The following is a 20,868-nucleotide window of genomic DNA, read 5'->3' as shown; positions in this document are numbered from 1 at the left end:
CTCTTCAGGTACGACAAAATATGCTTATACCCTATCTCTATAACGGGAGAACCCGTCGCACCATCCCTAAATAAATTAGTTCCTTGCGCAGCTCCAAGTCTTTTTTTCATTAAGATGTTTACCGCTCCTTCTCAGCTACCGAAGCTCTCTGTATGTATTCTTTCTTAACTACTCTCCTCTTCAACGCCAATTTATATATAAGTTTTTTTCATATGATAATTTATAACATATGTTTTGTCAAATTTTTCTGAACAAAAATTGATAACACATATTTTCCCTTATCTAAAAAAATGTTTTATTGCGTCTAATTGAATTTTGTGGCTACACTCATCACAACAATATGCCCCTTTCGGTTTCTCTTTAAATCGCTTATACTTTTCACTTCCTTCATATACTCGAAATACATTTTTACAAGAAAAACAACAGATCTCATAAAACATCATATGTCTATTTCTCCCCACAGTTATATGCTATTTTCAAGTTACTTGAGAAGGTCTTCTTTTTTCATAGTACATCTTTATTCCAATCTAACAAAAGGTTTACCTCCATTTTCATCGAACTTTATATGTATCTTTTAATAAATCGAGGTGAAACATAGTGTACAGAAGTATTGAATTGGTCGTAGATGCTAAGGCTTGTTTAGGTGAAGGGCCTTGCTGGAATGAGAAGAAACAAATATTATATTGGGTTGATATTATCGAGAAGAAGTTATACCTTTATAATCCTGCTAATAATACGAACAGAATGATAACCCTCGACCAGCAAATTGGTTGTGTTGTTCCATATTTAGATAATGTAGTACTTTTAGCTATGGAAAGAGGCTTTTATTCTCTTAATCTAAATACAGAAAAGCTTACACATATTTATGACCCCGAACCAAATTTATTAAAAAATCGTTTTAATGACGGGAAATGCGACCCAGCTGGTCGTTTTTGGGCAGGTACTACTGACTTATATGGTATAAGTGGGGCCGGTTCCTTGTATTGTTTGAATAATAATTACAGCGTAGAGAAAAAAGTTTCGCATGTAAATACTTCAAACGGACTAGCATGGTCCCCTGACTATACATACCTTTATTTTATTGATACACCTACTAAAAAAGTAGTTCGTTATCATTATGACATACACACTGGTGTAATTAGCAATCCAACAGATGTTATCACCTTCCCTGAAAATGACGGTCTACCCGATGGTATGACAATTGATGAAGAAGGTTGTTTATGGATTGCGCATTGGGAAGGTTCGAAAATTACTAGATGGAATCCCTTGACTGGAGAACAAATATTAAGCATTCCGATCCCTGCGTTATATGTAACATCTTGTACATTTGGAGGATCTAATTTAACCGATTTATATATCACAACAGCCAGAACAAGAATGACGGATGAGGAATTAAAACAGTACCCACATGCTGGTGGTATATTTCGAATTCAAACGAACGTTAAAGGTTGTCCAACATATTCATTTCGCTGTGAAAACATTGGAGCTGAAACACTATGACCAGAATCGATTACATAAGACAAGAAGAGAAAAAATATCATGATTTATGCTATGAACAATACAAATTATTCGAAGCAGGATCATGGCTTTATAAACCTGTTAAAACAGTTATGGACTTGATGGGTTATTTTGAAGGACAGAACCCCCTGCAAGTACTTGACCTTGGCTCTGGTGTTGGTAGAAACAGTATTCCGATTGCACAAAAAATCATGAATGCTGGCGGTACAGTTACTTGTGTTGATCTACTCGATTCGGCTTTAACGAAGTTACAAGTTTATAGTAAAGAATATGGTGTATTTGAAGTAATAAAAGCGGAGCAATCAGCAATCGAAAATTACTATATTCCTCCTAATAGTTATGACTACATCGTTGCAGTATCAAGTTTAGAGCATGTCAAATCTGAAGAAGATTTTAAAAAAGTACTTCATGCTATAAAAAACGGAACAAAGAGTGGCGGTATTATTTGTTTAATTGTCAACTCTAACATTCGGGAAGTAGACTTAGAAACAGGAGAAGAACTAGATGCGTTAATTGAAATTAACCTAACGACTGAAGAAATGTTGCATGTACTAAAAAAGATATATAGAGATTGGGAAGAAATAAAGGTTGAAATAAAAACCTTAGCATATAATATAGTTCGTAATGAAGAGCACATTCAACTTAAAACAAATGCGATTACTTTTGTCGTCCGTAAATGATATATATAAAAGAACTAATAATGATAAATAATCATTACTAGTTCTTTTGTATTTGTCTCACTAACTCCATATTTATTGAACTAAGCTACTAATTATCTCTGTTTTGTTCTATTATATTTATCAGTGATAATACCTCAAAAAACAAGCCTGGTTGATCTAACATAATTCTATGCCCAGCATTAGGTATTAAAAATAATTGTTTATATGGAGCTTTTATTTTTGGAAAGTATTCTTGAGCAATAACATATGGTGCTTGTCAGTCATCTTCACCTAAAATATAATAAATTGGCACTTCATAGTCTGCTAATTCAGTCATTAAATTAAAGTCTTGTAAATATTCAAGAATTTTTCTATTCACTTTTAGAATTTTAGAAAGTGCCAAAAGATCTGATAACTTAAAGATAGGACTTTTAAATGCAGTTATAAATACAGGGAAATCACTTTTACCTGCTAATCCGTATTTCCCTTGAAGTTTTCGTATTTTCATACATTTCTTTAAAAACTCATTATCAAATGTTATCTTTTCACCCGGATAATCTCCAATAACTTCAAGTTTTTTTAAAGACTTTTTATCATTCGCCTTTTTAATTAATCCTTTCATTTTCTTATAGGCAACACGCTCATTTTCAAACATTGAAATAACTGGTGCAACATTAATAAAATAAGTAATTTCTTCAGGATACTGTTTTACAAACACACTTCCTAATACAGTACCCAATGACCGTCCCAGTAAAACTATCTTTTCTTTATTATATTTCCTCTTTAAGTATTGAATAATTTCATATAAATCCTTTACCATGGAATCGATTGTAGGATATTTATCACGATTTTTTATAAAGGTCTTTCCCGCGCCACGTTGATCCCAATGTACAATTGTAAAGATCTCTTCTAATCTATCTTGAAAAGCATGTGCAAAAAGAGATTCAACGCTGCCAGGTCCACCATGTAAATATAATAAAACTGGGTTATCATACTTTTTACCTGAATGAAATAAATATTGATTAGCATCGTTAATAGGTACATACTCTTCAAAATAAATTAATCTTTTAAATTTATTTTTCATCGTCCTACACTTCCCCTATATTAATTTCAAATTGTAGCGGATGAAACAAAATTTATTTATCAATACTTTTTATTTGGAATGACAATAAGTATATCTTTAGGGGCTGTTTATGTAATTTTGCACAAAAATTTTTATCTTTTAGATAAGAGAATCTTCTTCTAATATAAATAGCATCCATGCAACCTTATGTTTAATATACACACAGAGTTATTCTTTATATGTTAATTACCTTTAAATGAAATGGAGAGAAAACTATGAGCGAGAAAATTTTTAAAATAAATGGTATTGATATATGTACAGAAAGCTTTGGTAACCCTAATGACCCAGCAATTTTATTAATTATGGGGGCTACATGCTCAATGGTTTATTGGGATGAAGAATTTTGTAAACGGTTGGCTAGTACAGGAAGATTTGTCATTCGTTATGATAACCGTGATGTTGGGCGCTCTGTTACATATGAGCCTGGGACTTCCAATTACACTGTAGCAGACATGGCTGAAGATGCCATTGGGGTACTCGATGCGTATCATATTGACAAGGCACACCTTTTGGGCATGTCATTAGGAGGTATGATTGCTCAATTCGCTGTAGTAAAACATCCTGACAGAATTTTAACATTAACCCTATTAGCGACGAGTGTTATTGGATCTGATAATAACACTCGCGATTTACCTCCAATGGACGAAAGAATTTTAACACATCATGCTAATAGCGTAAATATAGACTGGACAAATCAAAATGATGTCGCAGAATACTTAGTTTCAGGCTCTCGTCTACTCTGCGGATCAAAACGTCTATTTGATAAACAAAGGGTTTATAAACAAGTAAAACATGAAATAGAGCGAGCTAATAATTTATTAAGTATGTTTAATCATGCTCTTCTTAAAGGTGATGATTCGTATGAAGGTGTACTTCAATTGATACAAGTACCTACATTAGTAATTCACGGTACAGACGATACCGCACTTCCATTTGAACATGGTCTCGCACTTATTAATGAAATTCCGAATTCAAAACTATTAACCCTTGAAGGTGCAGGACATGAGATTCATTCTGATGACTGGGATGAAATTATTAAAGCACATTCAAAACTATAGAATAAAAACACCTATTAAAAGTGACGCAAATTACATTGCGTCACTTTTTTTATGCAATAAAAACAAAAACCCATCACTGCATCCGTATGTATAGTGACGGGCTCTACCTATGATTTTCTATGTTTAAAAGAATGGGCAATCTAATTGATCAACAGATTCCCACGATTTTTTTTTTATACTTTCAGTAGATTTATTGTTATCAACTGGTATATTTTTAAAAGGATTCACTTCAACTTTTAATAGCGGCGAAGGATCAGCATACAAAGAAAAAACATAGCTGTTAGTCAAAGTTTTTGACACATCAATATCTCCTACCTGCTTAAATAATTGCTGGGCTGCAAAGAAAAAGAAATTAGTTGGATTAGATTGTTTATTCAGCCAAGCAATCATTTCGGGTGATACCGATCTGTTAATATTAAGTTTTACTCGATCACCACGCTTATATCGCCTAGATCGCATACTGCCACCAACTAACTTATCGTTAAGTTTGTAAATCCTAATTCTTTTTGCTTATGCTCTCTATACTTTGGCGAGCATGTATATACTAATAAACCACGTGCATTTGTAAATAATGGGTTATCTACAAAGATTACATTTTTTAAACGCCCTTTTTGTTTTAATATAAGTTTTAAACTATTTTTAATTATGACAGCACCCCCACCATAAATAAATACATATGGATCGTCTTTCATATCATCGATTTTGTTTATAATATCTGTTGCGACACGTGCTGCTAAACCTAATAGTGCTGGTTGCGATTCTTCCACTAATAAAGCATTTCTTGGATGCTTTTCATTTAAATAAATTTGATTAAATTCTGTAATACTATCTATCGTTTTTGTAGGGTACTTCCTATTCCATCTCGTAATGATTTGTAGTAAGGTTTCTTTTACGCCGTATGATAATCCCTTACTTAATTGCGGTCTAAAGTTTACACCTAACGAAACAACCTCTTCTGTCGTCCCCGCGCCAATATCAAATGATAATAATGTTTTATCTACAAAATCAATTTCAGACACTTTATTTTGTTCACATTCGATTTTATGTTTCACTACATTTCCTTCTTCATCGTATACAATGCCCCACGTTCCAGACGCGCCTTCAGGTAGGCACTTACAAAATTCGATAGCAACATTAATAGTAACTTCGCGCCCATTTGGATAATGGAAAATGACTTTGTGATTACCCATATAACGTTTCGCATTTTCAGCAGCAATTTCTTGTGTAATTAGTTGCATAGGAAGAGCAACAGATAAATCATAACGAATATTAATATGACTTGAAGTTGGACTTTGACGCATAGCGCTTATAGCTAAACCCGAAAGGATTGTAATAACCATTAATTCATCAGTCGATTTATTTGATTTTTTCTCCACTTCAGTACCTTTTAATTGATCTTCAATCACTTTTTCTCCAACGATGTACCGTACGTTATTTAGCATTAGCGATGGAGAACTAATGGTCACATCAATATGATTCTCTAATTCGGTTAATGAAACATCTTCCTCATCCAACAATCCTGTAGGCTCACCTATATATAAAGAATAAATACTCGGAATAAAAATAGGGTCCTGCCCTTTCACCATTAACTTCAAACCGTTATTTCCTGCATCTGCACCAGCTTTCAAAAGAATAGACATAACTACCCCCTAATTTAATCTGACATCCCTTCCAAATATATGCGAGCCTATTCTTTTACATTCAAATGTAATGTAATTTTTTATTTATCATAAAAACAAAATATTATATGCTTATATATCTTATGTAAAAAGTGTTTGACATGAAAGTTTCCCAATTTTATACTATAGTTGTAAAGAGTTTTTTACAATCGTGGAGGTGCAATCATTTATTGAATACTAAAAAAACTATTTTTATAATCATTGTTTTAGCGTTAATTGCAATACTTGTACATGGCACATACAAATACATAACTGAAGGTTCAATTTTAGGCGGGACGATTTTCGCTGCTTCTTTAATACTTAGTAATTTAATTAATCATATTACATGGGGAGATCCAAACGGAGTATCAGAAGAAAGTCAAGATGAGATGGGCCAACAAATTACATATAAAAGCTTTAAAATCGCGTATTTTGTGCTTGTAGTTGTAATGTTCCTTATATTACTCTTCTCGGAAGGGTTTTCTATGGGTTCCAATTTAGATGGAGTTAAAAACCTTCCTCTTTTTATCGCACTTTGCTCTTCATTCTTTATTTATCCTATCGTTGAACTCATTATCGCAAAACAATATAAATAAAAAGATGAGGTTTTCTAAATAAAGAAAACCTCATCTTTTTATATTTACATCTCCTCAGCAATTGCTTTTAACTTATTCACAGTACGCCAGTTCCTTACTGTAGCTGGCGTATGTAATCTTTGAAATTGATTCATTAATTTAGGATTCCGTATGCTTTTCTTAAATAATAAATACACCACTCTTCCTTCGATTTGGAATTCTTCTATTTCACTTTTATACATAAGTAACTGCTTACTATCTTCTTCAGAAAGTGGATTAGCTAAAAAGGCCACATGTACACTTTCACCTTCTAACAGTGAATTGGTCTCGTAAGGACACTTTTTAATAATATTAATTAATTCATCATTTGTTCTTAACATGACTGGAACATCGAAATCAAAAACATTCTTCATTTCACTTTCAATTCGTTCGTTTACAAAACTTATATCTTCCACTGATTCAAACACTACATTCCCACTTTGAATATATGTTTTCACTTGTTTTAACCCTATTGATTCAAACATTTTTTTCAAATCTGCCATTTTAATTACTTTATGTCCACCTACATTAATTCCCCGTAGTAGTGCAATATAAATTGTCATATGATTACCCCTCACGTATTTAAGTGCATAACAATCGATTTGTTTTGCACATTCATATTTCTCGGCTACTAGCTTTAATTCTTCTAACATATCATGCATGGACAATATCTCAAACAAAAAAGCTTACTGCATGATTTTTCAAGAGTAAGCTTTTTAAATTATTTGGTTATCGGTAAATGTAATATTAATTGTTGTCCAATCGGTCCCATTCTTCTATACCCTTTATCTTGAAACCCAACTGTTTCATATAACTTTTGCGCTGGAATATTTTTTTCATTTACAGCAAGTATAACTTCATTTTTAATTGGATAATAATATTTTACAAAGTCTTATAATAAAGCCAATGATTTTTATCACATCCTTTTATTTGTTTATTGTGATTAACGGAAAAATAAGTTAAAAGTATGGAATCATTATTATCTGTGAACTCCTGTACTATACCACCTGTTTGTAATACGAATACACCGACAGGTACTCCGTTATAGTCTAAAATAACAACTACATTTTTAGTACGATCATTTTTTTGCTTTCTCCAGTAATTCTCCTGGATTCGATGTGAATTGAACTTGTTCACTTGGTAAAGTAAATGCTTGTATGTTCATGCTTAACTCTCCCATTCCTTCAAGTTATTAACTTAATCCTTGCTGTGTTTTGGAATGAACCTTTCCATCCAAAAATGTAATCTCAACAAATGATTTTGGATCGCTACCTTTCCAAGCAAAAATTTGTTTAATTTGTGTAGAATCTTCTTCCCCTTCTTCTATGAGTAACTCCCCTTCAAAACCGATTAAATCTTTCACTTCTAAATAAGTCATTCCTTCATTAATATTTGAAAAATGATTTATATTAATGGGCTCTTTCTTTATATTTTCCGTTATAGTAGAAGAAGTAGCAGTTTTCTTCTTCACTTCTTTCTTCTGTTCACACGCTGTCATACTAAAACCTATGCATAAACTACAAAATATGAGTGTGCTTTTTTTCATCATAACGGTTGTCCCTCCCCTCATTATTAAACCATATTTTCCCTGGAAAATAAACTGAATATTTAATTTTATAAAGAAAATCCCGTACAATTTAGTACGGGATTTTCACTATTTTTTCAAATGATTATTTGATTGATCTTCTTGTTCTTTTTTTAGTTCTTGTTCTTCATTTTTTGGTAATTGTTTATTGTTATCTTTAATCGGATTCGTTTCTCTATTTTCAATTAGGTCGTTTGGAACTTGTGGCATTACTCGGCCAACAATTGCTGCTAATTCATCAAGTATACCTTGACCAGTTTTACCTTTTTTAATTTGCTTACCTATTTGTTTTAATCGTTCATACGTATCAACATCTGCTACAACAACGGCATTAGCACCATTTGGGTCATTCTTCAAACTTTCTGCAACAGAATACTTAATTGACTCAACACGAGTTCGATCAAGTTTCGCCTTCACATCAATACCTACAACTGCATACTTACCAACTACTACCGCTGTCGCATCGTTTACACCAGGTATACTTGCAGCTAATGATGCTAAATGATCAGCTGCTTTTTCATTCGGCTTATTTGATTTGTTTGTATAATTAACATTTTTCATTGAGACATTTTTTTGTTCTGGCTTTTCATTAGGGTTATCTTTTTTTCCAATGCTACAGCCAGTAATAACGAAGCAAAGCATTAACATATATATAAGGATTTTCATTATTTTCACCACTTTATCATAAATGTTTAATCATAAATTTTTTCAACAGCTTGCATCTTCTTCACTTTTTCTTCTGCACCGCTATTTGCGTTAATGAAAATTTGGTACGTATCTTTCCCTAAAGTACCAACAAACTCATAGCAAAGTACTTCATTATGCAAGTCATTTACTACTAAAGCTTTTCGCTCTTCCATTACTTTTACATCTGGATTAATTTTCTTCCTTGCCTCAGCAGCAGTTAGCTTCGCACTTGGTATTGTTCGTTTTTGATGTGATGCTAAATATTCCTTCGCTGAAAACCCAACAATCGATCCATCATCTAAAGCAATTTTCATTTGAATTGCTTCTGGATACATACGCACTCCGTTTTCATTTACAACGTACGTAAACACACCAATATTATCATATTGAGAACTATCAAATAGCTCCATATTTGTAAATTTGTGATCCTTTAAAAATGTTAACCCTTTACTTCCAGCATCATTTAAACTAATTTTTTGTTCTTTAATTTCTCGGTTATTCATTACCCAAATTGGATATCCACCTTTCTCGGTAATATCCATATAAAACTCATTATTTGTCGCTGGGTCTTGAATCTTTACACTATAAAATGATTCTTTTGCACCTTTTCCGCTTTTCTCAACTTCTACTTTTTCATTACCTTTTAAATTTAAAAATGATCTAGCAATTTTTTCAGCTTCTTCTTTCGAAATTGCTTTCCCTTCTGCTTCAAATCCGCCCTTTTTCTTCTTTTGTGCACTTGTAAAAGTCGGTCCGAAATTAGTAGACGAATATGATGTTACATTCTTTTCTACGGTATTTAATCCATCGATAATTGTGTTATCTGCTGGATCTCGATTTGACGCAAGAGCCATTTCTACATCCATCCAGCGCAGATTGTTTTTCAAAACAAGATGTTGCACTTTTCTTAGTTCATCTTGTATATTGCCTGCATTTGAATATAAGGTTTGCAATGTTTTATACTCTTGATCATTTAACGGTTCTTTCTCTAAATCACGAATCGCTGCACGATAGCTGAAATCACCGATATTCGCTAAAAATTCTTCCGTTTTATTAAATGGCATTAATGTTAATGGTAGTTGCCCTACATCAGAACGAGCTTCAGATGTTAAGCGCCATACATCTGCTAAAGCTGGTGATAAAGATGAACGTGAATTCATCGCAAGTGTTGTCCCAATTTTATCGTGTAATAAGTCAACCTCATACGCTAAATCATGAAACGCACGCTGATAACTGTTTTCAGCTCTAATTAATACTGCATTTTTCTCTTGATGCTCTTTATAGCCCCAATATCCCGTTCCAACTACCCCTACTGTTAACAATACAATAATAATACCTCGTAACATGTTTCCACCTCCGCTCTATTTACAGAAAATATGTTTACCGATTTTTTTAATTTGTGGGCGAGACCAAATCCATTTACTTGTCGCAGTATCTGGGTTGAAATAATATAATGCATTTCCTGTAGGATCCCAGCCATTGATCGCATCTAGTACAGCTTTTTTCGCTGTTTCATTTGGTGTTAAATATATTTGTCCATCTGCTACTGCTGTAAAGGCTCTCGGTTCAAAGATTACTCCTGAAACAGTATTTGGGAATGATGCGCTTGTGACGCGGTTTAAAATAACCGCAGCTACTGCTACTTGTCCTAAATACGGCTCTCCACGTGATTCTCCGTATACAGCGTTTGCCATTAGCTGTATATCATTTTGAGAATAACCGTTTGGAACATTTGTCCCTGTACTTTTTGGTGGCTTATTTTCTTGTGTACCTCCACCGCTATTCCCTTTATTAGTTGTAGTACCTTTATTAGCAGTCGATTTTTCATACTTCGTTGCCTTTACAAGCATTTGCTTCGTTTTAGCACCCGCTAAACCATCAACTGGCAACCCGAATTTTTCTTGAAAATTCCGAAGTGCCCAATATGTACCCCATCCGAAAACACCATCTACTTTCCCTGTATAAAATCCGTTATATTTCAAACGAGATTGCAATTCAATGACATCTTCTCCAGATGCTCCCCTTTGAATCACTTGATTAGAAAAGGCTTCTACATTTTTCATTTGTATACTACTTACCATTACAGATAGCCCGATAAAGACGAGTAAAATCGCTATCTTAAAAACAGTTTTTTGACGCATGTATTTCCCTCCTTAATTACGGAAATGATTTCATGGTTATGTTTTGTAAAACACTCGCTTTTATGTAAAGAAGACAAAAAAAGCCAAACTTATATGCTTAAAGAAATATGTAAACAATATACAAAAAGGATAAAGGAGATTATTATGAAGCAATTCATTACACGTACAGCATTTATAATTTTTTTAATCACAACTTGTGCAAATATATATACTGGTCCATCTATTGTTCACGCACAACCACCATATGCAAAATGGGGGAAACTGGCCGTTGAAAAAACGAAAGAACAATATCCAAAAGCAGAGATTATTGATTACCTTCATATAGGTAGAAAACCAAAAACTGTACAAATAACAGTGGAAAAGTTTAAATTGTGGCTACGTGAGGATGGAAAAGAATATGGTGTTTTTGTTGATGTAGAGTTTGATACGAAAACAGAGAAGTTTCTAAAGATGTCCTTTCATAAAACAAGTCGGTAAAACAAAGAAACCTCTATCTTTAATACAGACAGAGGTTTCTTTATATACAAAATCTTTAATAAGGAGGATTGTTTTTTATCTTCAACGACCGATTTCCTAACATTTTTACCAACCCACATATAGCCCCAATGACAACAGCTATTCCGATACTATATAAAAGCACTCTACCATAGCCACCTATTCTCGGATCTAAAAACGGATATGGGTACCAATTCACGAATGGACCACGTATTAAGCTATATACAACATATAAAAGCGGGAAAACAAGCCAACTCGCAGCCTGTTTCCATGTAATGGTCTTCGTAGGTGGATTGATAACCCAATCTAATATCATTGCAATCGGCATGATGTAATGAAGCACGGTATTTACCCACGGTATCGGTGTTTGAAGTGACTCTTCTAATCCTCTTAATAACAGAAAATAAATGAGTCCTGTTGTTAGTATGTATACTGTTGCCGCACCGCGAAGAACTCCAAACTGCTCCGAACGTCCGAATGTGGCTGTTCCAAAACTGCTTAAAAGTAGAATTATCGCCACTAAAATATTACTTTCAATTGTGAAGAAACTAAAAAAGTTAACTGGATTGAACGGTTTCACTTGTGCCCTTGTAACAAATTGAGTAATAAGTGCACTAAACGCTAGAAGACTTAAAAACAGCCTATAAATCGCTATCGTTTTCGCACTTTTCATAACGCATATCCCTCCTCTTCTTATTTATGATTGGAATTCTCTTTTATATGCTCAATAAATAACTTTAATGGTACGAGTCCACGTTTGGGCATGTGACTACTAATAACAGCTACGAGCTCTAACTGCGGAATGATAATAATGTATTGCCCTCCGTACCCCATAGCAAAATATATACAATACGGTATGTGAAATCTTTCGTTATTTAATACCCACCAGTGATATCCATATGCTCCGACGTGTTCATACGTTTCAAATAGTGCCTCCCTTGAATCTTCTAACCATTTCGATGATACAATTTCATTCCCCTGCCAATATCCATTCTGCAAACATAATTTTCCGACCTTTAATAAATCTATAGATTTCATTTTCATGCCGAATCCGCCGACATATACACCTTGCGGGTCTTGTTGCCACTCGTATTCCTTAATGTCTAGCGGCCCAAATAAATATTTTTTGGCAAACTGCTCTGTCGACATACCAGTTTCTTCTTGGATAATATAACTAAGTAAATGTGAAGAACCTGAATTATAATTCATTTTTGTACCCATTTCTTCAATGAGCGGCTTTTCTATAATGAATTGTATCCAGTCTTCTGAATCCACAAAGTCATTTGGAAAAACGACCCCATTCCCAAACTCTTTCCACTCTTCTCCCGTTGTCATCGTTAATAAATGATAAAGCGTTAATTCTCTCTTTTCCTCTGGCACATTTGGAATCCATGTTGTAATTGGTGTATGTATATCGTTTATTAACCCTTTATCAATTGTGATACCAATTAATATAGATACGATGCTTTTTGTAATTGAATTAATTTTATATAAGTCATGTGCACAGTCTATCGTTTTATAGTATTCAGTCGTTAATTCCCCCTTTTGATAAACAAGGAATGTATTAACTTTTTTCTTTTTAAATTTATTTTCTAGTTGTTCGAAATTCAAAGAATCTTCCTCCATCTTAATGATCATTTGATTATTTAGTATTTGTTGTTTATACAATTTTATATTTCTTTCTCTATTAAAACACATGCTTTTATTGTATGTTTAAATTTAGAAAGGAGATTTTATATGATGACGAATAAATTAAACCAAATCATCAGAAAATATAGTTATCCTAGTATAAATGGCGTGTATTTACGCCCTGGCCTCTATTCAAACAATGACACAAATCCAAACATTTTTCTTGTCGGATATAATCCAGCTACTCCAATTCATATAGACGATTTGAAGCAAAGTGCATATCAAAACTTAATTTTATCCCATAAAAACTTTATTTCTTATTATGAAGCACTGCGAGTAAAGAAAGGTAAAAGAAAACAATCTCCAACTCGGAAAAGAATTAATGATTTGGTTACAAAAGTTTTTACAGAAACAAATGAAGTAATATTCGAAACTAATATTTTCTCTTATCCAACATCAAAAGAAAAAGAATTGCGAGCATTACCTAAAGACGTCATAGAAGAAGTGAAACAACCATTTATTGAGATGTTACATACAATACAACCCTCTATAATCGTAGTACACGGAAAAAGAGCATTTATAAACCTAATTTCAATATTACAAAACTTAAATTTCCTCTCAAATGATTTCATTTTTCAGAAGCAACATACATTTGAATTCTTATATCCTAATTCAAATAAAACTTGTACAATCATTCCTTACCGCCATTTAAGCCGAATTGAAAACCAGTCTTATCAACAATTTCAAAAATGTCTAATACACGAAATTAACTCTAAAAAATAAAACCTGACAGCTTTAGTAGCTATCAGGTTTTATTTTTTATAACTTAGTTCGAACGCTCCAAAGCTCTGGGAAGAAACGTTGATCAAGCACTCGCTTTAAATAAGATACGCCAGAAGATCCACCTGTTCCCATTTTATGACCGATAATGCGTTCTACCGTTTTCATATGACGGAAGCGCCATTGTTGTAGCCAGTCTTCAATATCAATTAATTTCTCTGCAAGCTGATATAAATCCCAATATTTCTTAACGTCCGCATATACTTCTATCCAAGCAGCTTCTACAGTTGCATCCTCTTCGTAAGGCTGTGTAATATCACGATTTAACACATCTTTATGAATTGGGAAACCTTCTTTAACAAGCGCTTGTATCGCAACGTCATACAAACTTGGCGCATGAAGCGCTTTATGAAGACGAGCATGTAATTCTGGATCTTTTTCATAAATTTTTAATGCATGTGGTGTTTTATAACCAAGTGCATACTCAATCATTCGATATTGATACGATTGAAAACCTGAGGCCTGACCAAGTGAATCGCGAAACTCAATATATTCTGATGGTGTTAATGTCGCAAGAATATCCCAAGATTGAATAATTTGTGACTGAATTTTTGATACACGTGCTAACATTTTAAATGCTGGTGCCAATTTATCATTTTTAATAGATTCAATTGCTGCGTTCAATTCGTGTAAAATAAGCTTCATCCAAAGTTCACTCGCTTGGTGAATGACGATAAATAACATTTCATCATGATGATCGGACAATCTCTTTTGAGAAGATAGTAAACTATCTAATTGTAAATACTCTCCATACGTCATATTTTCCTTAAAGTCCGTGTGAATCCCTTTTTCCATAATTACTTTTTCGTTTTCTTTCATATTAGTCAAACGCCCCTTTTAACATTTCTATTTATATTGGTCTAATAACAGCGCGAACTGGACTTCCATCTGCATCTGTTAATGCAAGTGGTAATGCAATAAGTTCGTAATCGCCATCTACTACGTCATCTAGTACGACATTTTCTAAAATATGAATTCCGTGTTTAAATAATTGATGATGCGCTGCTAGTTCTTTATCATCTAAAGGATCAACAGAAGGCACATCTACCCCAATTAAACGAATACCTTTACTTGAAAGAAAAGGGGCAATATCGGCACGTAAATACGGGATTACTTCTGGAAACTCTTGCGCTTTACCGTGTGAGGATGTACGTAATAATAATCGTTCTACACCTTCTAAATTAATAGTTTCTAATTCCTTTTTGCCGATACTCTCCAACCCTGAAACATCGATAATTCGTACTGCACCTACATATACGTCTATATCTAGATCTAACACCTTCTTACCGTCATTATCGAAATGAAAAGGTGCATCAATATGAGTACCAGTATGAATACTCATCGTTAACTTTCCGACATTGACTGAACCACTGTCTTTTTTTGACCATGAAACTTCATACGAGAACGGTGTATCCCCTGGCCACGTTGCGATATCATTATTTAGTGGTTGCGAAATATCAATCCACTGCGATGTTTTCATGCTTATGCCACAACCTCTCGCTTATTTTCAAACTTTTTATATTCTTCTTCTTTCATAATTTTCTTTAAAATTTGTACAGAGTTCCATACTTCCTCATACGTATTGTATAAAGCAACCGGTGCAAGTCTAACTCCATTCGGAGCTCTAAAATCAGGAATCACTCCATTTGCTTTTAACGCTTTACATATACGTGCCGCCTCAGCATGTTCTAAATAAATATGCCCGCCTCGTTTTTCATCCTCTAGCGGATTTCCAATTGTAAATCCAAAATCTTTTAATTCATATTTAATTAAATTAAGCATGTATCTCGTAATATGTAATGATTTTTCACGTAACCTTTCAATGCCGGCTTCTTTAAAAATTTCAAGTGAACCGATTAACGGCGCCGTACTTAATACGTGAGGTGTCCCTATTTGATAAGCTCCAGCATGGTCTGCCGCAGTTAATGAATGTTCCATATCAAACTGCTTATCTTTTCTAGAACTAAACCAACCAGATAATCCTGGCAGTCTATTAAAATGTTTTTTATTCACATATAATCCTGCAACTCCACCAGGCCCTGCATTTAAATATTTATAATTACACCATACAGCGAAATCAACATCCCACTCTTTAAAATGATGCGGAATGGAGCCGATTGAATGACATAAGTCAAAACCGATATGAATACCACGTTTATGTGCTTCTGTTGTTAATCGCTTCATATCAAGAATTTGTCCGCTTCTATATAGTACAGAAGGCAATAAAATTAAAGCGATATCATCAGTCATTGCATGAATAATATCTTCTTCTAAAAGTGTTCTACCATCTCTACTTTTCACTTGAACTAGATGCTCATCTGGATCTAATCCTTTTAAACGAATTTGACTTTGAAGCGCGTATATATCTGACGGGAACGTTAATTCATCCGCAAGAATTTTTGTACGAATCCCTTTCGGTTCATAGAAGGTTGCGATTACTTGATGAATATTCGTCGTCGTGGAACCGGTTACAATTGTCTCTTCTGGTAAAGATCCAATAAGAGGTGCAGTCAATTCCCCTAGCTTTTCTGATAAGAAAAACCAAGGATGTTCTCCTTCAGTCCATCCATCAATTCCATACTCTTTCCATGAATCTAGCAAAGTAAGTAGCGATTTCTCTGCCCTTTTTGAAAGTAAACCTAATGAGTTCCCATCTAAATATATTGTTCCTTCTTTTTTATAAAATTCAGTTTGAAAATCTTTCAGTTCATCATGTTTATCACATTCAAGCGCATACTCATAAGTTGGTTGAAATGGTTCTTTATACATGGTGTCACCTTCTTTTAATTTTCTTTTTATTCTAACTAATTGAAATATATCATTTAAGTTGATATAACGTCAATGATATTATGTCAGTTGACTTTATATACAAACTTCTTTTACAATACAATTATATTTTCAGATATTTCAGTATAAAGAGGTGATTCTTTGAAAAACTCTGCTCTTTCAACAAGAAAGCACCGCTCCTTAGAAACCAAAAAGAAACTATTACATTCCGGTTACACTATCTTTATAAATAACGGATTTCAGAAAACGACAATCACGCAAATTATTAAACATGCAGAAACTGGTTACGGAACTGCATATGTATACTTTAAAAACAAAGATGATCTCCTTATCATTTTGATGGAAGATGTTATGAATCGCTTTTATGATATTGCTGAACGTTCGTTCACACCTAACACAAAGTCCGAAGCTCAACAAATGATACAAAATCAAGTGCGTGCCTTTTTGCAGTTGGCGGAAGAAGAACGGGCTATTTTGCAAGTTGTGGAAGAAGCAATAGGGTTATCAAAAGAGATACGTCAAAAATGGGATGAGATTCGCGAACGCTTTATAAAAAGTATTACCCAGGATATTACTTACTCTCAAGAAAATAAATTGGCACACCCTGAATTAAATAAAGAGATTGTAGCACACGCTTGGTTTGCGATGAATGAAATGTTTCTTTGGGCAATTGTGCAAAATGATAAAAAACTAGATTTAGAAGAAGTTGTACATACGTTGACAATGATGTATACGACAGGGCTATATAAATAGCACCCCTTATTAATAAGGGGTGCTATTTTACATCTATAAAAATATTTTATCGGGATACGATAATGCTAATGGTGGCTTTTCAGATAAGGGGAAATATTGTAGTTTTAAGGTTTCTCCATCTATCGCTTTCAACTCTCCCCCGACAACTTCACACTCAAATACAATAACAATATATTCTACTTGATCTCCATTCGAATATGTATGACGGAATTCTTTCCCTCCAAATACCCCTTTTTCCTTTTTCACTTTTACTTTCAATCCTGTTTCTTCCCACACTTCTCTAACAACCGCTTCTTCTGGTGTTTCTCCTGGTTCGATTGCCCCTGCTGGCAAACTCCAGTATTCTCCTCCAGGATATTGAAATAAGATTTCTCCCTGCTCGTTTTTAATAACAGCAGCTATACTCGGCATAAAAATTAGTTCAGATCCTAATTTTTCGCGAAGTCTTTTATAATATAATGACATCGGCATTTGATTTTCTCTCCTTTGATAAATACTGAAATTTTTAATGAGAAACCTTCAAAAAAATAAACCAATACTCAATATGTTAAGTAATGGTTTATTTAAAATATTTTATGAACGATATAATGATACAAAATAGAGATGTAAGTAAAAGCAAAAGCCCCATATTCTTATTCTCTTTTTCATCCTTCTTAACGTTTTGTATCCCCATACTAGCAAACATAAAACCTAATAGTAATTGTAAAATGAGCATACTTTACTTCGAATCATCATTCCAACTATAAATGGAATAGCCCAATACTATAATTGCGAGTATGAAGGTGATAATTCTAATCATAAGAACACACCCTGTTTTATTCTATTGTTTTAACCTACTCACAATTCCAACAATAAACTTATACTCATCTCTACTTTTTCTTACTTTCTTAAACCCTCCTTTCGTATCAAAAATAAAACACGTTTTTCGAAACCAAACTCGTACATATAAAGACTCAAAGTAAATGGGTTTTACAATTCCTCGTTCCTCAAATTCAGTCCCATCCTTATTCTCCGTTTCCGTCCGAACGAACCATCTATTTCCGATCCCAACTTCAATATACTTCACTTACTAACCTCCTTTAGGGAATCTTTTTTCTAACTATTCTATTATTTCCCTGGTAAGCGCACATTCCGACAGAAATTGAGCACATAAAGAAAAAGTAGATTACAAAAATCTACTTTTATAGCCTAAATTTTTGCATTCGCTTATAAAACGTACTCCGAGGCACATCTAATAACTTTGCAGCTAAAGATACATTCCCATTCGTCTTTTGTAATGCTTCAATCATGCTATCGCGCTGTATTTTTTCACGAAAATTCAGCGTATGTTCCTCTTTATTTTCAGTTTGCAACTCAAGTTGTTTTTGCTTTCCCATCATCGTTTGTAATAAAAATGATATTTGTTTTTCGCATATTTCCCGTCCTTGCGACAAAATGTAAATACGTTCTAGTATATTTAATAATTCTCTTATATTTCCTGACCATTTATGTTGTGAAAATTGCTTGCAAATGCTAGTAGGGAATTGAATATTCCATTGCTTTCGCTCGCAAAAATCTTGTATAAAATATGGGATGTCTTCCTTTCTTTCTGATAATGATGGAACGTATATCGGATAAACGTGTAAACGATAATATAAATCTTGACGGAATTTCCCTTCCTCTACTAATCGTAATAAATCTTTATGCGTCGCTGTAATAACACGAATATTTACCGGGATTTCTTTTGAACTTCCAATTGGTGTCACTTTCCGTTCTTGTAAAACACGTAATAGTGCCACTTGCATTTCTGGTGGAACTTCTCCAATTTCATCTAAAAAGATTGTTCCTCCGTCCGCTTGTTCAAACTTTCCTTTATAACCTTGACGCCGTGCCCCTGTAAACGCTCCTTCAGCATAGCCGAACAGTTCACTTTCCATTAATTCTTTCGGCAATGAACCACAATTAACCGCTATAAAAGGGCCATCTTTTCTTGAGCTATTTTCATGAATAGCTCTAGCAACATATTCTTTTCCTACACCTGTTTCACCACATACGTATACACTAGCATCAGTCGGTGAAACAAGCTGGATTTCTTTTAACGTGTTATTAAAAGAAGAGCTCGTCCCAATGACACCCGAAAAATGTACTTTTCCATTTATTCGTAAAGAACCATATATGTTTGAACGTCTATTTTCCTCTAAATAAATACATTTCCCTATCATTCTATCCTTACTATATACAGGTACTTCTAATTTTGACGTCAGTCCATTCTGCAATAAGTCCACTAGTCTCATTCGCGACCAATTCGGAACTTGCTCACGTACCCGCTTACTTGCAGAAACAACAACATCACGATGATTACAAATAATAACTTTTTCATCACTATCAATTACATCTAGAAAACGGTGAATTAAATGTAGTTCATTTTGATGAACACGAATGCTACATTCCCGTTCAATCGCATGCGCAATTGAAGTTACCATGCCAAGCATATACGGATGTGAAAACTCAATCGGACACGAAAAATCAAGAACGCCAATTAATTTCCCATCATCATTATGAATTGGAGCAGCTGCACAACTCCAGCTATGAGAGGCGACAGAATAATGTTCTGTACCACTTATCATAATTGCCTCTTCAATTTCTAACGCTGTACCAATCGCATTTGTCCCAACAGCGGCTTCCGTCCATTTCACACCTTCAATGAAATTAATGTGTTTCGCTCGTTTTAGCGTTTGTTTATTTCCACTTAATGATAGAGCATATCCATCAGGATCGATTAATAATGCCATCATTTGCAATTCATCAATTGTTTTCTTCATATTTTGTAAATGAGGTAATGCTATATCGAGAAAAATTTCACTCTTTTGCTTTTGATCTTGAAAAACATTAGAAGTCAAAATGTTCTGACCTTTATTCATATGAGGATTAACATTTGCTTGTTTGCAGCGATGCCATGATTCTGAAATTCTTTTATTTATCCGGTCTGAATCGAGTACACCTTCATCCACAAACTTTTGCCATGTATGTAAGTAATACGGTGAAGCTAACATTGTATCATCTCCCCTTTAATTATTTGGAGATTTAAAAACATACTTTTATTATAAAACCGGGTAAAAGCGTTTACAATACAATTAGAAAGACGACACAAATATGTTAATAATTTGAATATCTTAATAAATTTCTTTATATTTTTTTAATAAAGCTATATTTTGTAAGATTGATCCGAATAAAATACAAAACCACTTTATCGGATTATAATTAAAAAAGAATATCACCACGGCGATTAGAAATAAAATAGTAGCTGCTAAACTAACATTTAATTTTGTTTTAATTTCTACT

Annotated in this window: 24 protein-coding genes, 2 pseudogenes and 1 other annotated feature (1 of these 27 cut by a window edge); of the genes and pseudogenes, 7 read left to right on the top strand and 19 right to left on the bottom strand. The window is 33.6% G+C overall.

Annotated elements, in window-relative coordinates:
* Nucleotides 1-193: a binding site (T-box leader), on the bottom strand (it extends 65 nt beyond the left edge of the window).
* Between the two features lie 85 nt (nt 194-278).
* On the bottom strand, nt 279-443 hold the full coding sequence (locus MR109_RS14905) for a DUF2197 domain-containing protein (protein WP_071719400.1): 165 nt from the start codon (nt 441-443) through the stop codon (nt 279-281).
* A gap of 154 nt (nt 444-597) precedes the next feature.
* Between MR109_RS14905 and MR109_RS14900 the strand changes: the two genes are divergently transcribed.
* Both MR109_RS14900 and MR109_RS14895 read left to right on the top strand, forming a co-directional pair.
* A complete protein-coding gene (locus MR109_RS14900; protein ID WP_242272687.1) occupies nt 598-1,500 on the top strand; it encodes an SMP-30/gluconolactonase/LRE family protein in 903 nt (300 codons plus the stop codon).
* On the top strand, nt 1,497-2,198 hold the full coding sequence (locus tag MR109_RS14895) for a class I SAM-dependent methyltransferase (protein ID WP_071719398.1): 702 nt from the start codon (nt 1,497-1,499) through the stop codon (nt 2,196-2,198). Before MR109_RS14900 ends, MR109_RS14895 begins: the two co-directional genes overlap by 4 nt.
* A gap of 256 nt (nt 2,199-2,454) precedes the next feature.
* On the opposite strand, the gene MR109_RS14890 is transcribed toward MR109_RS14895, so the two are convergent.
* A complete protein-coding gene (locus MR109_RS14890; RefSeq protein WP_242272685.1) occupies nt 2,455-3,261 on the bottom strand; it encodes an alpha/beta hydrolase in 807 nt (268 codons plus the stop codon).
* Nucleotides 3,262-3,515: 254 nt separating this feature from the next.
* On the opposite strand from MR109_RS14890, the gene mle reads away from it, so the two are divergent.
* Nucleotides 3,516-4,358, top strand: coding sequence for a BCA family alpha/beta fold macrolide esterase (gene mle / locus MR109_RS14885; protein ID WP_242272684.1), 843 nt, complete (start codon nt 3,516-3,518; stop codon nt 4,356-4,358).
* Between the two features lie 123 nt (nt 4,359-4,481).
* Here the strand turns inward: mle and MR109_RS14880 are convergent, their stop codons facing one another.
* Together MR109_RS14880 and MR109_RS14875 are read right to left on the bottom strand one after the other, a co-directional pair.
* Nucleotides 4,482-4,817 carry a hypothetical protein gene (locus MR109_RS14880; protein WP_071719395.1) on the bottom strand — a complete coding sequence of 112 codons (336 nt, stop codon included), beginning with the start codon at nt 4,815-4,817 and terminating at the stop codon, nt 4,482-4,484.
* An 11-nt stretch (nt 4,818-4,828) separates the two neighbouring features.
* Nucleotides 4,829-5,998, bottom strand: coding sequence for a ParM/StbA family protein (locus tag MR109_RS14875; protein ID WP_242272682.1), 1,170 nt, complete (start codon nt 5,996-5,998; stop codon nt 4,829-4,831).
* 209 nt (nt 5,999-6,207) lie between these two features.
* Here MR109_RS14875 and MR109_RS14870 point away from each other — a divergent pair, with 209 nt between their 5' ends.
* Nucleotides 6,208-6,612 (top strand): hypothetical protein, encoded by a 405-nt coding sequence (locus MR109_RS14870; RefSeq protein WP_071719393.1) that lies wholly within the window; start codon nt 6,208-6,210, stop codon nt 6,610-6,612.
* 44 nt (nt 6,613-6,656) lie between these two features.
* Here the strand turns inward: MR109_RS14870 and MR109_RS14865 are convergent, their stop codons facing one another.
* The 6 genes and pseudogenes from MR109_RS14865 to sleB all read right to left on the bottom strand — a co-directional run bounded on the left by MR109_RS14865 (nt 6,657) and on the right by sleB (nt 11,043).
* The gene (locus MR109_RS14865) at nt 6,657-7,193 is read right to left on the bottom strand and encodes a DUF1697 domain-containing protein (protein WP_242272875.1); all 537 of its coding nucleotides are present in this window, start codon (nt 7,191-7,193) and stop codon (nt 6,657-6,659) included.
* A gap of 158 nt (nt 7,194-7,351) precedes the next feature.
* Nucleotides 7,352-7,810: pseudogene (locus tag MR109_RS14860) on the bottom strand (GNAT family N-acetyltransferase).
* A 12-nt stretch (nt 7,811-7,822) separates the two neighbouring features.
* Nucleotides 7,823-8,179, bottom strand: coding sequence for a hypothetical protein (locus MR109_RS14855; protein WP_071719392.1), 357 nt, complete (start codon nt 8,177-8,179; stop codon nt 7,823-7,825).
* A gap of 105 nt (nt 8,180-8,284) precedes the next feature.
* A complete protein-coding gene (locus MR109_RS14850; RefSeq protein ID WP_048370893.1) occupies nt 8,285-8,881 on the bottom strand; it encodes a YhcN/YlaJ family sporulation lipoprotein in 597 nt (198 codons plus the stop codon).
* Between the two features lie 26 nt (nt 8,882-8,907).
* On the bottom strand, nt 8,908-10,248 hold the full coding sequence (gene ypeB, locus MR109_RS14845; protein WP_048370895.1) for a germination protein YpeB: 1,341 nt from the start codon (nt 10,246-10,248) through the stop codon (nt 8,908-8,910).
* A 15-nt stretch (nt 10,249-10,263) separates the two neighbouring features.
* The gene (gene sleB, locus MR109_RS14840; RefSeq protein WP_242272679.1) at nt 10,264-11,043 is read right to left on the bottom strand and encodes a spore cortex-lytic enzyme; all 780 of its coding nucleotides are present in this window, start codon (nt 11,041-11,043) and stop codon (nt 10,264-10,266) included.
* A 144-nt stretch (nt 11,044-11,187) separates the two neighbouring features.
* On the opposite strand from sleB, the gene MR109_RS14835 reads away from it, so the two are divergent.
* Nucleotides 11,188-11,520 (top strand): DUF3889 domain-containing protein, encoded by a 333-nt coding sequence (locus MR109_RS14835; protein ID WP_025148499.1) that lies wholly within the window; start codon nt 11,188-11,190, stop codon nt 11,518-11,520.
* Between the two features lie 55 nt (nt 11,521-11,575).
* Here MR109_RS14835 and MR109_RS14830 read toward each other — a convergent pair whose 3' ends face one another.
* Both MR109_RS14830 and MR109_RS14825 read right to left on the bottom strand, forming a co-directional pair.
* Nucleotides 11,576-12,211, bottom strand: a complete 636-nt coding sequence (locus tag MR109_RS14830; protein ID WP_178939785.1) for a Pr6Pr family membrane protein — start codon at nt 12,209-12,211, stop codon at nt 11,576-11,578.
* A gap of 20 nt (nt 12,212-12,231) precedes the next feature.
* Nucleotides 12,232-13,149, bottom strand: coding sequence for a serine hydrolase domain-containing protein (locus MR109_RS14825; RefSeq protein WP_242272677.1), 918 nt, complete (start codon nt 13,147-13,149; stop codon nt 12,232-12,234).
* Between the two features lie 126 nt (nt 13,150-13,275).
* Here MR109_RS14825 and MR109_RS14820 point away from each other — a divergent pair, with 126 nt between their 5' ends.
* Nucleotides 13,276-13,950, top strand: a complete 675-nt coding sequence (locus MR109_RS14820; RefSeq protein WP_071719388.1) for a hypothetical protein — start codon at nt 13,276-13,278, stop codon at nt 13,948-13,950.
* A 36-nt stretch (nt 13,951-13,986) separates the two neighbouring features.
* On the opposite strand, the gene kynA is transcribed toward MR109_RS14820, so the two are convergent.
* From kynA to kynU, 3 genes are read right to left on the bottom strand one after another with little or no spacing between them, the layout of a single operon-like run.
* Nucleotides 13,987-14,826 (bottom strand): tryptophan 2,3-dioxygenase, encoded by an 840-nt coding sequence (gene kynA, locus MR109_RS14815; RefSeq protein ID WP_048370906.1) that lies wholly within the window; start codon nt 14,824-14,826, stop codon nt 13,987-13,989.
* A 31-nt stretch (nt 14,827-14,857) separates the two neighbouring features.
* Nucleotides 14,858-15,487 (bottom strand): arylformamidase, encoded by a 630-nt coding sequence (gene kynB / locus MR109_RS14810; protein WP_242272675.1) that lies wholly within the window; start codon nt 15,485-15,487, stop codon nt 14,858-14,860.
* A 2-nt stretch (nt 15,488-15,489) separates the two neighbouring features.
* Nucleotides 15,490-16,776 (bottom strand): kynureninase, encoded by a 1,287-nt coding sequence (gene kynU, locus MR109_RS14805; protein WP_242272674.1) that lies wholly within the window; start codon nt 16,774-16,776, stop codon nt 15,490-15,492.
* A gap of 159 nt (nt 16,777-16,935) precedes the next feature.
* Between kynU and MR109_RS14800 the strand changes: the two genes are divergently transcribed.
* Complete coding sequence (locus tag MR109_RS14800; protein ID WP_071719384.1) at nt 16,936-17,547, top strand: TetR/AcrR family transcriptional regulator; 612 nt, start codon at nt 16,936-16,938, stop codon at nt 17,545-17,547.
* Nucleotides 17,548-17,580: 33 nt separating this feature from the next.
* Here MR109_RS14800 and MR109_RS14795 read toward each other — a convergent pair whose 3' ends face one another.
* From MR109_RS14795 to MR109_RS14780, 4 genes and pseudogenes are all read right to left on the bottom strand, one after another.
* Nucleotides 17,581-18,018, bottom strand: a complete 438-nt coding sequence (locus MR109_RS14795; RefSeq protein ID WP_098304776.1) for an NUDIX domain-containing protein — start codon at nt 18,016-18,018, stop codon at nt 17,581-17,583.
* Between the two features lie 88 nt (nt 18,019-18,106).
* Nucleotides 18,107-18,346 (bottom strand): annotated as a pseudogene (locus MR109_RS14790) (DUF3953 domain-containing protein).
* A gap of 21 nt (nt 18,347-18,367) precedes the next feature.
* Nucleotides 18,368-18,613 (bottom strand): DUF3977 family protein, encoded by a 246-nt coding sequence (locus MR109_RS14785; RefSeq protein ID WP_071719381.1) that lies wholly within the window; start codon nt 18,611-18,613, stop codon nt 18,368-18,370.
* Nucleotides 18,614-18,728: 115 nt separating this feature from the next.
* Nucleotides 18,729-20,579, bottom strand: coding sequence for a sigma-54-dependent Fis family transcriptional regulator (locus MR109_RS14780; RefSeq protein ID WP_242272672.1), 1,851 nt, complete (start codon nt 20,577-20,579; stop codon nt 18,729-18,731).
* Nucleotides 20,580-20,868 lie beyond the last annotated feature (289 nt).

This window comes from Bacillus cereus group sp. BfR-BA-01310, assembly GCF_022664325.1.
Taxonomy (GTDB): domain Bacteria; phylum Bacillota; class Bacilli; order Bacillales; family Bacillaceae_G; genus Bacillus_A; species Bacillus_A paramycoides.
The sequence above is the reverse complement of the archived record's forward strand: the minus strand, read 5'-3'. Positions and strand labels throughout refer to the sequence as shown.

Coding starts and splice junctions, on each gene's coding strand:
- MR109_RS14905 (WP_071719400.1), bottom strand. CDS start 443: ATGATGTTTTATGAGATCTGTTGTTTTTCTTGTAAAAATGTATTTCGA.
- MR109_RS14895 (WP_071719398.1), top strand. CDS start 1,497: ATGACCAGAATCGATTACATAAGACAAGAAGAGAAAAAATATCATGAT.
- MR109_RS14890 (WP_242272685.1), bottom strand. CDS start 3,261: ATGAAAAATAAATTTAAAAGATTAATTTATTTTGAAGAGTATGTACCT.
- mle (WP_242272684.1), top strand. CDS start 3,516: ATGAGCGAGAAAATTTTTAAAATAAATGGTATTGATATATGTACAGAA.
- MR109_RS14880 (WP_071719395.1), bottom strand. CDS start 4,817: ATGCGATCTAGGCGATATAAGCGTGGTGATCGAGTAAAACTTAATATT.
- MR109_RS14875 (WP_242272682.1), bottom strand. CDS start 5,998: ATGTCTATTCTTTTGAAAGCTGGTGCAGATGCAGGAAATAACGGTTTG.
- MR109_RS14865 (WP_242272875.1), bottom strand. CDS start 7,193: ATGACAATTTATATTGCACTACTACGGGGAATTAATGTAGGTGGACAT.
- MR109_RS14855 (WP_071719392.1), bottom strand. CDS start 8,179: ATGATGAAAAAAAGCACACTCATATTTTGTAGTTTATGCATAGGTTTT.
- MR109_RS14850 (WP_048370893.1), bottom strand. CDS start 8,881: ATGAAAATCCTTATATATATGTTAATGCTTTGCTTCGTTATTACTGGC.
- ypeB (WP_048370895.1), bottom strand. CDS start 10,248: ATGTTACGAGGTATTATTATTGTATTGTTAACAGTAGGGGTAGTTGGA.
- sleB (WP_242272679.1), bottom strand. CDS start 11,043: ATGCGTCAAAAAACTGTTTTTAAGATAGCGATTTTACTCGTCTTTATC.
- MR109_RS14835 (WP_025148499.1), top strand. CDS start 11,188: ATGAAGCAATTCATTACACGTACAGCATTTATAATTTTTTTAATCACA.
- MR109_RS14830 (WP_178939785.1), bottom strand. CDS start 12,211: ATGAAAAGTGCGAAAACGATAGCGATTTATAGGCTGTTTTTAAGTCTT.
- MR109_RS14820 (WP_071719388.1), top strand. CDS start 13,276: ATGATGACGAATAAATTAAACCAAATCATCAGAAAATATAGTTATCCT.
- kynA (WP_048370906.1), bottom strand. CDS start 14,826: ATGAAAGAAAACGAAAAAGTAATTATGGAAAAAGGGATTCACACGGAC.
- kynB (WP_242272675.1), bottom strand. CDS start 15,487: ATGAAAACATCGCAGTGGATTGATATTTCGCAACCACTAAATAATGAT.
- kynU (WP_242272674.1), bottom strand. CDS start 16,776: ATGTATAAAGAACCATTTCAACCAACTTATGAGTATGCGCTTGAATGT.
- MR109_RS14795 (WP_098304776.1), bottom strand. CDS start 18,018: ATGCCGATGTCATTATATTATAAAAGACTTCGCGAAAAATTAGGATCT.
- MR109_RS14780 (WP_242272672.1), bottom strand. CDS start 20,579: ATGTTAGCTTCACCGTATTACTTACATACATGGCAAAAGTTTGTGGAT.